Origin of the sequence: Gramella sp. MT6 (assembly GCF_019357415.1) — a bacterium.
Lineage (GTDB): Bacteria > Bacteroidota > Bacteroidia > Flavobacteriales > Flavobacteriaceae > Christiangramia.
Window position 1 is genome coordinate 793491 of record NZ_CP048410.1, and the last position, 12781, is coordinate 806271.

Genomic DNA, 12781 nt, shown 5'->3' on the forward strand with positions numbered 1-12781 from the left:
ATGTTTAACTATATTTGTACAATAAAATCATTACAATAATGTCCTTTTCAGATTTATTTGGCTCGGGAGAGCACCTACGAAATCTTAGTCATTTCGCCTCTATTGTAAACCTTGCAGCAGTTGATGGAGATATTAATACCGAAGAAGAAGCTCTTCTAAAACGTTTTGCAAGAAAGTTAGACATTAGTGAAGAAGAGTATGACAAGGTTATCGAAAACCCAAAACTTTTCCCTCTTTCAGCTTATAATAGCATTGAAAGAAGACTCGAGCGTCTTCACGATCTTTTTAAAATAATTTTCGCAGATCATATTATTGACGAAGAGGAAACAGAACTAATTAAAAAATATGCCATCGGTCTTGGATTCTCAAGCCAGGCTTCTGAAGGCATAATTAGACGATCTATCCAAATATTTAGCGGCCAGTTAAATTTTGACGATTACCGTTATTTACTTGAAAAAGAAATAGACTGAGACTGATCTTTAGTTTCAGCTTTTGTCATAAATTCTTCAGCTTTTTCTACCATTTTTCTGCTTCCACAGAAAAATGGTACACGCTGATGTAATTCGGTTGGCTTAATATCCAGTATCCTTTTAAAGCCATCACTTGCCTTGCCGCCGGCCTGTTCAGTTAGAAAAGCCATAGGATTACATTCGTAAAGCAGCCTGAGTTTCCCGTCACTAGCTTTCGAGCTCTTAGGATACATAAATATTCCTCCCTTGATCATATTCCTGTGAATATCAGAAACCATAGAGCCAATATACCTGGAGGTATATGGGCGGTTACCTTCTTCCTGCTGACAGTATTTTATATAATCTTTCACACCCTGAGGAAAATGAACATAATTACCTTCATTAATAGAATAGATCTGCCCGTCTTCAGGGAACTTCATATCTGGATGTGAAAGGTACCACGAACCTAAAGCAGGGTTTAGTGTAAATCCATTCACCCCATGCCCGGTAGTATATACAAGCATGGTGGAAGTTCCATAAATAATATAACCTGCAGCCACCTGTTTATTTCCAGGTTGCAGAAAATCTTCCATTTGCACCGGTGTTCCAACGGGTGTAACTCTTTGGTAAATTGAAAAAATGGTACCTACAGAAACGTTCACATCTATATTGGAACTACCATCCAAAGGATCCATGAGTACCACGTATTTATTTTGATTATCTCCTTTGTGCCCCTCTATCTGTATAAAATCATCATTCTCTTCTGAAGCGATACCGCAAACGATCTCACGATTCGTAAGGGTTTGAATAAACTTATTATTGGCGTAGACATCCAGTTTTTGCTGATCTTCTCCCTGAATGTTAGTTTCACCATAAGCCCCTATGATATCTACCAGCCCGGCTTTATTAACTTCATGATTCACCACTTTCGCGGCAAGTCTCAAGGAATTGATCAATCTGGAAAGTTCACCGGAAGAACCCGGGAAATCAGCTTGATTTTCAATAATAAATTCTCCTAGGGTTTGATTTGGCTTAGGCATGTTCTTTTATTTACGCTGGCTAAATTATTAAAATTTAAACGTACTACAACGTTTTCGCTGACAATACTAACATTGTTTATTTTTGTATAAAATAATTTATATGGAAATTAACATACGAGACGCCAGAAAGGAAGATATGGGCGAAGTTTTAGAGCTTATCCAGGAACTGGCAGTTTTCGAAAAAGAGCCCGAGGCGGTTATTATTGATGAAAATGACCTCATTAGGGACGGGTTTGGTGAACACCCTGCATTTCACTGCTTTGTGGCTGAAGCCGACGGCAAGATAGAAGGAATGGCTTTGGTCTACTATAGATATTCTACCTGGAAGGGAAAGACCGTACACCTGGAAGATCTTATTGTAAGGGAAGCGTTCCGCGGAAAAGGATTAGGTTCTGCCTTATATACTGAGGTAATAAAATATGCGGCTTCAGAAAAGGTAAAACGTACCGAATGGGTGGTTTTAAACTGGAACAAAGACGCAGCCGATTTTTACCGAAGAAGTGGAGCAGATGTCATGGAAGACTGGGACACGGTGCAAATGGACGAAAAAGCTATGCACCAATTCCTGGAAAAGAAAGGTATCCTTTAAGACGGTATTAATAGGCTTATAAAAAGCAATCACTATTTTTGTTAAGAATCTGAATTATGAAATGAGCCAATATGAAATTTCAGCTTATAACTGGATTTCGATAGCGAATTGCATATGACCAATACGAACAAATAAATAACAACATATGGAATATACAATACGAGAAGCCAGAAGGGAAGATATGGATGATGTTCTGGAGCTTATAAAAGAACTTGCAGAACATGAAAATCACCTGGATGACGTGGAAGTGACGGTTGCCGATCTTGAAAAAGAAGGCTTCGACCATGGAAATTTCAAATGCTTTGTAGCAGATGTAGATGGAAAGATTGAAGGAATGGCACTCGTATATTTCAGATTCTCCACCTGGAAAGGAAGAACGGTACACTTAGAAGATCTTATCGTTCGTGAAAGTATGCGCGGGACTGGTCTTGGCGGAGCACTTTATAAGCAGGTTGTAAAATATGGCCACGAAAACGGAGTTAAACGTATAGAATGGGTGGTTTCTGAAGGCAATAAAAATGCGATCGAGTTTTATGAGAATACAGGAGCAGAGATCAAAGAAAGCTGGAAAACCGTACATATGGAAGAAAGTGGAATCCAGAAAAACGTGAAGAAAAAGTGATCAAAGTTTATAAGTTTGGTGGCGCTTCAGTAAAGGATGCCGAAGGAGTAAAAAACCTTATTAAAGTTCTGAAAGAGACCGGAAGTGAAAATACGCTTATCGTGATCTCGGCGATGGGAAAAACGACCAATGCGTTGGAAGTTGTGGTTAAAGACTATTTAAAAACCACCAGGATCCCTTCAAGTCTTGAGGAGGTAAAGGAATACCACCGCAGTATCATGGAGGAGCTTTTCGAGAATAAAGAAGCTCCCGTTTATTTTAAAACCGAAGCTCTTTTCACCGAACTTGAAAACTTTCTACAACATAATAAATCTAATCAATATGATTTCGTTTACGACCAGATCGTAAGTTATGGTGAGCTTGTTTCTACAACTATAGTAAGCGAATACCTAAATTCTCAAAATATAGATTCTACCTGGCTGGATGCACGGAATTTTATAAAGACTGACAGCACTTATAGGGATGCGCAGGTAAACTGGACAAAAACGCAGGATCTTATCCAGGAAAATATTGATGCGAAAAAGCTAAATATCATCCAGGGGTTTATCGCTTCAGATCCGAATAATTTCACGACGACACTAGGCCGTGAAGGGTCAGATTATTCTGCAGCGATCATCGCGTATTGCATGAATGCTGAAAATGTTACGATCTGGAAAGATGTGCCGGGTGTATTGAATGCTGATCCGCGTTTCTTCAATAAAGCGGAACTATTGAATAAGATCTCTTATGAAGAAGCTATCGAACTTGCTTTTTACGGAGCATCGGTAATTCACCCAAAGACCTTACAACCACTTCAACGAAAGGAAATTCCACTATTTGTAAGATCCTTTCTGGATCCTACGGGGGAAGGTACCGCTGTAAGCAAAGGAAAGACCATCTTTCCCGAAGTTCCATGTTTTATCGTAAAAAAAGACCAGGTGCTGATTTCGCTTTCATCGCTGGATTTTTCATTTATGGTAGAAGAAAACATCTCAGAAATATTCCGACTTTTTCACCAGTACCAGATGAAGGTAGATCTCATTCAAAATTCTGCTATCAGTTTTAGAGTGTGTGTGGACAACAAATTCAATCAACTGGAAAAACTTATTCAACACCTTAAAGCTAGATTTAAGGTAGATTATAAGACCGGAGTTTCCCTTTATACTATAAGACATTTCAATGAGGAGGCAATCAAAGGTCTGGAAAAGGACAAAACGGTTCTTCTGAAACAACTTACCCAAAACACTGTACAATTGGTAGCCGAAAACTAGAGATTGATTTCTTATTTTTGAATACGAAATTTCTTCAACCAAAATATGTATTTGCTGAAGAATCTATAGGTTTCGCCATCCTGAACCGGCAATACAATTTTGAAATTTTGTAATTTACCCTATCGGGATTGCTAAATTGCAATTCCGTGAATTTCTAAAGGAAGTTCATTTGAAAAGCCTTTAGGACATTTAAACAGCATAAACCAATCAAATATGGGAATCGTAAGTGCTAAAGAAGTAGCCAATGTTATGAATTTACGTAAGTTCGGATTCCTGGGTACGGGAATTGGCTGGCTAATTCTGAAGACGACCAAACTCTCCCGCATTAATAAAGAATACGATAAGCGCAGGAATCTAAAAGGCACCGATTTTATTGATTCTATCCTTAGAGAATTCGAGATTGATTACGAAATCCCGGAAAAAGATCTAAAAAGAATCCCGAAAGAAGGACCGTTCATTACGATCTCCAACCATCCCCTTGGTGGGATAGACGGGATGATCCTGATGAAACTGGTTTTACAAAGCAGACCAGATTATAAGGTTATCGCCAATTTTCTTTTACATAGGTTAGATCCTTTAAAACCTTTTATCCTTCCGGTAAATCCTTTTGAAGATCACAAGGAAGCTAAATCCAGCCTTAGCGGAATGAAAAATGCCATTGCTCACCTCAAAGAAGGTAATGCCCTGGGTATTTTTCCTGCCGGTGAAGTTTCTACCTACCGGGATAAAAAAGTGATCGTTGATAAACCCTGGGAGCCTTCAGCCATGAAACTCATTCAGAAATCGAAGGTGCCCGTGGTCCCAATATATTTTCATGCTAAGAACAGCCTATTCTTTTACAGGCTCGCCTCATTCAGCGATGTTCTAAGGACCGCCAAATTGCCAAGTGAAATGCTCTCTCAAAGACGCCGGAAGATCAAAGTGAGAGTTGGGCATCCTATATCTGTAGAAGATCAACTGGAACATCCAAACCTGGAGGCCTATACTGCCTTTTTACGCCGAAAGACCTACATGCTTGCAAATGCATTTGAAAAGAAAAAACTATTAAGTAACCTGCCTAAAACGCTAAAAATACCAAGATCCCCAAAAGATATTGCCGAGGAAACCAATTCGGAACTTATGAATATCGAGGTGGAAAACTGCCGGAAAATGGACAAAAGGCTCCTTCAAAGCAGGAACTATGAGGTATTCCTTGCCAAACGTGAGGTGATCCCGAACATTCTGAATGAGATTGGTCGTTTACGGGAAATAACATTTCGTGAAGTTGGAGAAGGCACCAATAACAGTATAGACCTGGACAAATTCGATGAATATTATCACCATCTTTTTCTCTGGGATAACGAAACCGAAAGGATCGCCGGGGCCTATAGAATGGGTATGGGAAGTGAAATCTATGCTGATCACGGTATCAACGGATTTTATCTTCAGGACCTGTTCCGGTTTGAACCGGAACTGCACAAAATGATGAGCCAGAGTATCGAAATGGGTCGCGCATTTATAATTAAAGAATACCAATTGAAGCCAATGCCACTCTTCCTACTATGGAAAGGGATCGTGCACTGTACCCTGAGATTTCCGGAACATAAATACCTTATTGGCGGGGTGACCATTAGCGATAAGTTCAGCAACTTCTCTAAATCGCTGATGATAGAATTCATGAAATCGAATTATTACGATCCCTATGTCGCTCAGTATGTAAGGCCGAAAAAGGAATTCAAGGTGAAACTGGAAGATGCAGACAAGGATCTTGTTTTCGATGAAAGCGAAGCCGATCTTAATAAATTTGATAAGATCATCGATGAACTGGAAAGCGAAAACCTGCGGTTACCGGTGCTCATCAAAAAGTATATCAAGCAGAACGCTAAGGTCGTTGCCTTTAATGTAGATCCTCTTTTTAATGACGCGGTTGACGGTCTTATGTATATTAGAATTGCAGACCTTCCAGAAAGCACGGTGAAACCAGTTATGGAAGAATTTCAGAAAGAACTGGAAGAGAGAGCCGCGGCCATGAAGTAAATACTTACAAAGGTTTTATTTAAATTTTTCATTGCCTCCTATTAACAGACCAAAAACCTGTTAAGATACTGTTATTCCTTGCTTTTGGCTGTGCCAATTATCTATTCCTCCTTATCTTGTTTGAACAATAAAAGACAAAGAAAACTATGGAAAATATATTAATTGCCGGTGCTACCGGTCATACAGGAAAAAGAGTTATTGAGATCCTGAACAATTCAGAAACCTTCAATCCTTTAGCGCTTATTCGCAAAGAAGAACAAAGACAACAATTTGAGGACATGGAGGTTGAAGCCGTTTTAGGTGACCTTGAAGGAGACGTAAGCCACACCATGAAAGGGATCGACAAAGTGATCTTTGCAGCGGGTTCTGGTGGAGCCACTTCAGATGAAAAAACAGATGCTGTAGACAGGGATGGTGCTAAAAAATTAATAGACGCGGCAAAAGCGGCGAACGTGAAGAAATTCGTGATGCTAAGTTCTATGGGGGCAGATGATCCTTCAAAGAACGAAGATCTAAAACATTACCTGGAAGCCAAGAGGGATGCAGATGAATACCTGAGAGAAAGCGGGTTAAATTATACTATCGTTCGTCCGGGAGCACTCACAGATGATCTTGGGCTTGCTAAAGTAAAAGTTGCTAAAGGTTCTCTGAATGAAAGAGGTGAGATCTCAAGAGATGATGTTGCTTTTATTTTGGTAATGTCCCTGGCAGATCCACTAGTGAAAAACATAACTTTTGAAGCTATAGAAGGTGAAGAATCTATCAAATCTGCTTTGATCGATCTTAGCCAGCTAGGTTAGTAGACTTAGCAATTTATAATAAAAGGCTACTTAGAAATGATTTCTAAGTAGCCTTTTTATTTTTTGAGATTAGACGAGGCTTCGACTGCGCTCAGCAAGACAGTTCACCTAAAAGATTTACTGATCTTTGAAAACTTTATCTACGGGTTCCCACAATTCAATTTTATTTCCTTCGGGATCCATGATCCAGCCGAATTTACCGTAATCGTAAGTTTCCATTTCTCCAACAACCTCAACACCTTCCTCTTTTAAAGCTTTAAGAAGTTCTTCAAGATTCTCAACCCTGAAGTTCATCATAAATTGCTTTTCCGAAGGCTTATAATAATCTGTGTCTTCATTCATAGGGCTCCATTGGGTAGAGCAATCATTGCCTTCCTTATCTTTCCACCAGAAAGTGCAACCATATTGATCTGTATTCAGACCAAGATGCTCATTATACCATTTTTTAACGCTATCGGGATCTTTCGCTTTAAAGAAAAATCCGCCTAAACCCGTTACCCTATTTTTCATGATAAATTATTTTTTGTAATCTCCTTCACCAAATTCAGCAATGATCTTATCTGCAATCACGGTGGCAAGACCTTCATGAGATTCCTTAGTCCAACCGGCAACATGCGGACTCAAAAGTGTATGCGGCATGAACATTAATTCCCTTAACGCATCTGGGATTGGATCTGCTGCGCTGATAGATACATTTTTCTTATTGGAAAAAAGACTTTCAAAACTGGCTTTTTCATATTCCAGAACATCGAGTCCTGCACCAAGCACTTTTTCTTCTTTTAAGGCATCTACAAGGTCGGCAGTCACAACGCTCTTACCCCTGGCGGTATTAATGAACCAGAAAGGTTTTTTGAACTTGGAAATAAACTCTTTATTGATCATTTGATGGGTATCCTCTGTCCATGGAGTATGAAGACTTACCACATCTGCCTTTTCAAAGAATTCATCATAACCTACCTGGCGGGCATTTTCATCGGCAATTCCATCCTTGATATCATAAAAGATCACATCAACATCGAAACCACGGAGTTTTTTAGCAAACGCCTTCCCCATATTTCCATAGCCGATGAGTCCAACGGTTTTACCGTCCAGCTCCACACCACGATTCTCTTCCCGGTGCCATAATCCTTCCCGCACTTCCTTATCTGCTTTATTAAGACGGTTAAAAAGGGATAAAAGCATACCAAGAGCATGTTCTCCTACAGCATTTCTATTTCCTTCTGGTGCAGAGAACAATTTTATGCCTCTTTCCTCTGCATAATCCACGTCTATGCTTTCAAGGCCCGCACCAACACGAGCTATGAATTTAAGATTTGGAGCGGCATCTATAAATTCGCGATCTATTTTGTAGCGACTTCTTATTACGATGCCATCGTATAAATGTTGATTTTGTAAAGTTTCTTCCCTGGACTGTTCGTATCCTTCGATATTATGGTGTCCTGCCTCTTCCAGTTTTTTCATCAAAGTGGGATGATTGGTATCGGCATGCAGAATAATCATGTTTTTTATCTTTTTCAGATTAATAATTCAAATAGCAAATTCCGCTCTTTCAGTTTGATATGAAAAACGGACCTACAAAGATAAAGAATGATATTAAGCACCGGAAGAATTGGGTGGTCTTTCTAGAAACCTAAGATAGTTTTAGCGAGGTAAAAGAAGATAAAGATCCCAAATATATCGTTGCTGGTCGTAATAAAAGGACCGGTTGCAATGGCAGGATCTATCCCCTGCTTATCTAGGATTATCGGCACGAAAGTACCAATAAGTGCCGCGATGATTATCACCGTTACCAGCGCCAGGGCTATGGTAAAGCTTACGATTGGGGGCTGCCCGGTGACAAGCCCAAAAAGGATCACTAGAATTCCCAGGGCAAGACCATTGATCAGCGTTAAGCCTATCTCCTTTAAAAGTCGGTTAAAGAGGCTTCCTCTAAGGTTATCGTTGGCCAGACCCTGCACGATGATCGCGCTGGATTGTACTCCCACATTTCCCGCCATCGCCGCGATCAAAGGTGTAAAGAAGAAAAGCTCGACATAATTTGCAAGTGCTTCTTCAAATCCCTTCATCACGTACACTGCTCCCAGGCCTCCAAAAAGTCCAAGAATTAACCAGGGCAAACGGGCACGGGTCAATCTCCAGATACTATCATCTGCCTCAACGTCTTCAGAGATACCGGCAGCCATCTGGTAATCTTTTTCGGCTTCCTCTTTAATGAAATCCACGATATCATCGATTGTAATACGCCCCACCAACCTGTTCATTTCATCTACTACAGGTATAGCTTCAAGGTCATATTTCTGCATGATCCTCGCTACTTCCTCCCCTTCGGTATGCACATTCACATAATCTACATTCGGGATATAAATGTCACTAATGTTCGCATCGCTGGAAGCGGTGAGCAGGTCCTTTAAAGACAATCTCCCTTTTAGCTTGTTCTTATCGTCTACTACATAGATGGAATGCACCCGGGTCACGTTTTCTGCCTGCTTACGCATCTCGGCCATACAACCGGTCACACTCCAGTTCTCGCTAACCTTCACCAACTCTTTCGCCATAAGACCACCGGCAGAATTCTCGTCATAGCGTAAAAGTTCCACGATATCATCTGCATGTTGCTCATCGGTAATTTCAGAAATTACATCCTGCTGTAGTTCAAGGGAAAGTTCAGAGATGATATCGGCCGCGTCATCGGTGTCCATCTCGTTAAGCTCATTGGCTATTTCTTTTGGAGAAAGGCATTCCAGGATACGTTCCCTTCTATCCTCTTCCAGCTCCATAAGAGCTTCAGCCGTTTGCTCACTATTTAGAAGCTTAACTATGTAAGTAGCTTCTTCAACATCAAGTTCGGTTAGAATTTCGGCAATATCAGCATGGTGCACTTCTTCAAGGTGCAGCAATATCTCCTCATCTTTTCTCTCTTCGATGAGGTACTTGATCTTATCTATTAATTCTTCACTTACCTGAAATTGCATACGGCTCAATTTTTTGTGTCAGTTCAATAAACTGCTGGAAACTGAGTTGTTCCGGCCGAAGGCCAAATATAGCATCTTCCCTTAAATTATCGGGAAGATTAAAGATTTTTAAACTGTTACGCATGGTTTTTCGACGCTGGTTGAAGGCCGTTTTGACAACTCTGAAAAACAGCTTTTCGTCACAGGGCAGCGTGAAATTATCTTTCCTGGTCAATCTAAGCACCCCACTATCAACTTTTGGCGGCGGATTAAAAACCGAAGGCGGCACGGTGAACAGGTATTCGGCTTCATAAAAAGCCTGTGTTAATACACTTAAAATACCATAGGTCTTATTTCCCTCTTTCTCACAGATCCTTTTAGCCACTTCTTTCTGGAACATCCCCGAAAATTCAGGGATCTGGTCTCTTAATTCCAGCACCTTAAAAACGATCTGTGTAGAAATATTATAGGGAAAATTACCGATGATGGCGAATTGCTCATCACGAAAGATCTCGGAAAGGTCATGCTTTAAAAAATCCTTTTCATGGATCCTGCCGCGTAAATGAAGGTAATTGCTCTCCAGGTATGCCACGCTTTCGGTATCGATCTCGATCACATGGATCTCAGACTTTTTCTCTAAAAGATACTTTGTAAGCACTCCCATTCCCGGGCCTATCTCCAGAACCTTGTCATAACCTTCATAGCTTAGCGTATCGGCGATCTTAGAGGCGATATTCTCATCTGTTAGGAAATGTTGCCCAAGATGTTTCTTAGCTCTTACACCCTGATCATCTTTGGCTGAAGGCTTGTTGAATGAAGGCTTATATTTTTTCATATTCTTATTTAATAAGGTAAATGAGCAAAATAAATTTGCTCCCGGGAAGGTCCCTGCATTTGCCAGTTGTTACTGGCTGCATAAAACTCTACTGTTCGCTTATAACTTCCAGCTCGGTCCTGAAGGCTACGAACTTTCCTTCAAAGGCTTTAGACCTGGAACGCATCTCATCGGCATCTTCAGAATAATAACGCTCCAGCATTTCCTTACTTTCAGCGGTATACTGAACAGAATAGGTGATGCCACCCATAGGCTCCTGCACCATCACTTTCGTCATCAGGGCTTTTTGAAATTTCTTCGTATCCAGCATTTCCGGGATATGTTCTTCCTGCATCCATTTTATCCACTCATCATGAATATCTTCCTGAACGTTTATAGTGACGTTGTATATGACCATCTCTAGATTTTAAATTTTGGAATTACTCTATGGTATCTCCGCGAAGCATCCGGTATTTTTTACGGGCGTCCACAAAATAGATACTGTCTGCAAAGTTAAAGATAATTTGCTCGTAATAGCCTTTTGCCTTGTCTGGATCCTGAAGCTCGTTTGCATAAAGCTCTGCAAGTAAATAATGGGCATTATCTGCCAGGATATCATCCCCGAACGAATCGATGATCGCAAGATAATTACGCTCTGCCTTTTCGAAATATTTTTCCTTTTCATATAATTTCGCCTGGCTAAGCAGCGCTTCATCTTCGATCTTTTCTCCCTTGTGATTAATTAAAATTGAATCCAGGGCCTGGATGGCTTCCGGAGTTCTTTTCTGAAATGACAGAAGATCTGCTTTTGCATATTCCTTTAAGGCGGTTTGAGTTGAGTCTTCCAGGGAATTATCGCTTATAAGCAAGCTTAACTCCATGGCATCGTTGGCGATCAATTGAGACGTAGAAGATTTCAAAATATCCAGCTGGGTTTTTGCCCATTCAAAATCACCTTTAAAGTAACTGGTTTTGGCAACCTTAAAACGTGCATTTTGAGCCATCGCATCATTTTTCACCAGGCTCTGGATCTGGGAATAATAGATCAGGGCTTCATTGAATTTTTCCTGAACCACCAGTATATCGGCAAGGGCCATTTTCACCCTGGCTTTTTCAAAATCTGAATTAACCTCATCTGCCGTACTTCTTAAAATCTCTACCGCCTGGTCCTTTTTATCTAACTGAAAAGCCAGAAAATTAGCATAGTCGATCTGAAGATTCAGGCTCCCGTCAGATTGAGGATATTCGCTTAATAAAGATTCAAATTCCTTTTCTATATCTGCATATTCTTCAGGATTGGCAGTTTCCAACTGAAGGTTGATCAAAAAATGACGAGCCTGGAGATTGAAAATGGGCGAGGGAGATTCCTCGATCGCGTAAGTAATGATCTCCTTAGCAGATTCATAATCTTCAGCTTCCTTAGCGATAAATGCCAGATTCAGGATGCCCTGAAGGTTATTCTCTCCTCTTTTATAAATCGCCCTTTCCTGGGCGAAAGCTTTGCTAAAATCCTTTTGCTGAACAAATAACCAGCTTAGCATCTCATTATAAAGCAAAGCCGGATTTTCCTGAAGCTTTTTCAGCAGTAATTTTCTAAGGATTACATTCGGCTCGGCCTGGGCATCTTCAGTGATATAACGGTTAAACTCCCTATTCGCCAATCCATAGAATTTCATGTCGTCTTCTATGAGATCCAGGTAATTGCTGAACATTTCTTCGATCTTTCCCTGCTCCCCATAAATTCGCGCCAATTGCAGGTTGAAATTACGATCTGCATTAATTTCCATAGCCCTTTCATAGGCCCTGGCGGCATAATCCAGTAAATTATATTGTTCGAATCCGCGAGCGATGGCATAGGCATAATTAGGCCTTCCTTCTATGGTCTGCAAAGCCTCCTCGTAAAAATTGGTAGCTCTTTCGTTCTGATCCTGAAGTTCGAAATTGTGCCCTAACTCTATAAGAATCGAAGGATTATTGGCAGAATTATTAAGTCTTTCTACGAGCAACTTTTCAGCCTTATCAAAATCTTCCATTTGCTGATAGGAAGAAACGAGGCCATTGAAGAAAACAAGGTTCGCGGGGTTGTCTTTATAAAGCCTTTCATAGATCTTCAGGGCTTTCTCATATTCGCCCTGGTCAAAGAAATTCTTAGCCAGTTGTTCACTTTGAGCAAAGACTCCGCAACCGGCTATAAACCATAAAGCTATAAACAAAAAACAGCGCATATGTAAATATAAACATTTGCGCTGT

General features: G+C 40.4%; 13 protein-coding genes. 6 read left to right on the forward strand and 7 right to left on the reverse strand.

The annotated features are described in order from the left end of the window. Positions 1-38: 38 nt before the first annotated feature. On the forward strand, positions 39-470 hold the full coding sequence (locus tag G3I01_RS03665) for a TerB family tellurite resistance protein (protein ID WP_219551161.1): 432 nt from the start codon (positions 39-41) through the stop codon (positions 468-470). On the opposite strand, the gene fbp is transcribed toward G3I01_RS03665, so the two are convergent. Further along, a complete protein-coding gene (fbp, locus tag G3I01_RS03670) occupies positions 443-1489 on the reverse strand; it encodes a class 1 fructose-bisphosphatase (protein WP_219551163.1) in 1047 nt (348 codons plus the stop codon). The genes G3I01_RS03665 and fbp overlap by 28 nt on opposite strands. A 100-nt stretch (positions 1490-1589) precedes the next feature. On the opposite strand from fbp, the gene G3I01_RS03675 reads away from it, so the two are divergent. The 5 genes from G3I01_RS03675 (at position 1590) to G3I01_RS03695 (ending at position 6766) form a co-directional block, all read left to right on the forward strand. After that, positions 1590-2078 (forward strand): GNAT family N-acetyltransferase, encoded by a 489-nt coding sequence (locus G3I01_RS03675; protein ID WP_219551165.1) that lies wholly within the window; start codon positions 1590-1592, stop codon positions 2076-2078. A 145-nt stretch (positions 2079-2223) separates the two neighbouring features. After that, positions 2224-2700 carry a GNAT family N-acetyltransferase gene (locus G3I01_RS03680; protein ID WP_219551167.1) on the forward strand — a complete coding sequence of 159 codons (477 nt, stop codon included), beginning with the start codon at positions 2224-2226 and terminating at the stop codon, positions 2698-2700. After that, on the forward strand, positions 2700-3950 hold the full coding sequence (locus G3I01_RS03685) for an aspartate kinase (protein ID WP_219552763.1): 1251 nt from the start codon (positions 2700-2702) through the stop codon (positions 3948-3950). Before G3I01_RS03680 ends, G3I01_RS03685 begins: the two co-directional genes overlap by 1 nt. Before the next feature lie 213 nt (positions 3951-4163). After that, complete coding sequence (locus tag G3I01_RS03690; protein ID WP_219551169.1) at positions 4164-5966, forward strand: lysophospholipid acyltransferase family protein; 1803 nt, start codon at positions 4164-4166, stop codon at positions 5964-5966. A gap of 146 nt (positions 5967-6112) precedes the next feature. Beyond that, a complete protein-coding gene (locus G3I01_RS03695) occupies positions 6113-6766 on the forward strand; it encodes an SDR family oxidoreductase (protein ID WP_219551171.1) in 654 nt (217 codons plus the stop codon). Positions 6767-6883: 117 nt separating this feature from the next. Here G3I01_RS03695 and G3I01_RS03700 read toward each other — a convergent pair whose 3' ends face one another. The 6 genes from G3I01_RS03700 to G3I01_RS03725 form a co-directional block, all read right to left on the reverse strand. Then, entirely contained in the window at positions 6884-7276 is a 393-nt protein-coding gene (locus G3I01_RS03700) for a VOC family protein (RefSeq protein ID WP_219551173.1), read from the reverse strand. Positions 7277-7282: 6 nt separating this feature from the next. Then, positions 7283-8266: a 2-hydroxyacid dehydrogenase gene (locus G3I01_RS03705; protein ID WP_219551175.1), complete on the reverse strand. Its 984-nt coding sequence runs from the start codon at positions 8264-8266 to the stop codon at positions 7283-7285. Between the two features lie 122 nt (positions 8267-8388). Next, complete coding sequence (mgtE, locus tag G3I01_RS03710; RefSeq protein ID WP_219551177.1) at positions 8389-9738, reverse strand: magnesium transporter; 1350 nt, start codon at positions 9736-9738, stop codon at positions 8389-8391. Continuing rightward, positions 9719-10552: a 16S rRNA (adenine(1518)-N(6)/adenine(1519)-N(6))-dimethyltransferase RsmA gene (rsmA, locus tag G3I01_RS03715; RefSeq protein ID WP_219551179.1), complete on the reverse strand. Its 834-nt coding sequence runs from the start codon at positions 10550-10552 to the stop codon at positions 9719-9721. Before rsmA ends, mgtE begins: the two co-directional genes overlap by 20 nt. Positions 10553-10640: 88 nt before the next feature. Next, on the reverse strand, positions 10641-10949 hold the full coding sequence (locus G3I01_RS03720; RefSeq protein WP_219551181.1) for a DUF4286 family protein: 309 nt from the start codon (positions 10947-10949) through the stop codon (positions 10641-10643). 22 nt (positions 10950-10971) lie between these two features. Next, a complete protein-coding gene (locus tag G3I01_RS03725; RefSeq protein WP_219551183.1) occupies positions 10972-12756 on the reverse strand; it encodes a tetratricopeptide repeat protein in 1785 nt (594 codons plus the stop codon). Positions 12757-12781 lie beyond the last annotated feature (25 nt).

Bases quoted from the DNA above. Each gene is read 5' to 3' on its own strand.
- G3I01_RS03665 (WP_219551161.1), top strand. From the start codon at position 39: ATGTCCTTTTCAGATTTATTTGGCTCGGGAGAGCACCTACGAAATCTT.
- fbp (WP_219551163.1), bottom strand. From the start codon at position 1,489: ATGCCTAAGCCAAATCAAACCCTAGGAGAATTTATTATTGAAAATCAA.
- G3I01_RS03675 (WP_219551165.1), top strand. From the start codon at position 1,590: ATGGAAATTAACATACGAGACGCCAGAAAGGAAGATATGGGCGAAGTT.
- G3I01_RS03680 (WP_219551167.1), top strand. From the start codon at position 2,224: ATGGAATATACAATACGAGAAGCCAGAAGGGAAGATATGGATGATGTT.
- G3I01_RS03690 (WP_219551169.1), top strand. From the start codon at position 4,164: ATGGGAATCGTAAGTGCTAAAGAAGTAGCCAATGTTATGAATTTACGT.
- G3I01_RS03695 (WP_219551171.1), top strand. From the start codon at position 6,113: ATGGAAAATATATTAATTGCCGGTGCTACCGGTCATACAGGAAAAAGA.
- G3I01_RS03700 (WP_219551173.1), bottom strand. From the start codon at position 7,276: ATGAAAAATAGGGTAACGGGTTTAGGCGGATTTTTCTTTAAAGCGAAA.
- G3I01_RS03705 (WP_219551175.1), bottom strand. From the start codon at position 8,266: ATGATTATTCTGCATGCCGATACCAATCATCCCACTTTGATGAAAAAA.
- mgtE (WP_219551177.1), bottom strand. From the start codon at position 9,738: ATGCAATTTCAGGTAAGTGAAGAATTAATAGATAAGATCAAGTACCTC.
- rsmA (WP_219551179.1), bottom strand. From the start codon at position 10,552: ATGAAAAAATATAAGCCTTCATTCAACAAGCCTTCAGCCAAAGATGAT.
- G3I01_RS03720 (WP_219551181.1), bottom strand. From the start codon at position 10,949: ATGGTCATATACAACGTCACTATAAACGTTCAGGAAGATATTCATGAT.
- G3I01_RS03725 (WP_219551183.1), bottom strand. From the start codon at position 12,756: ATGCGCTGTTTTTTGTTTATAGCTTTATGGTTTATAGCCGGTTGCGGA.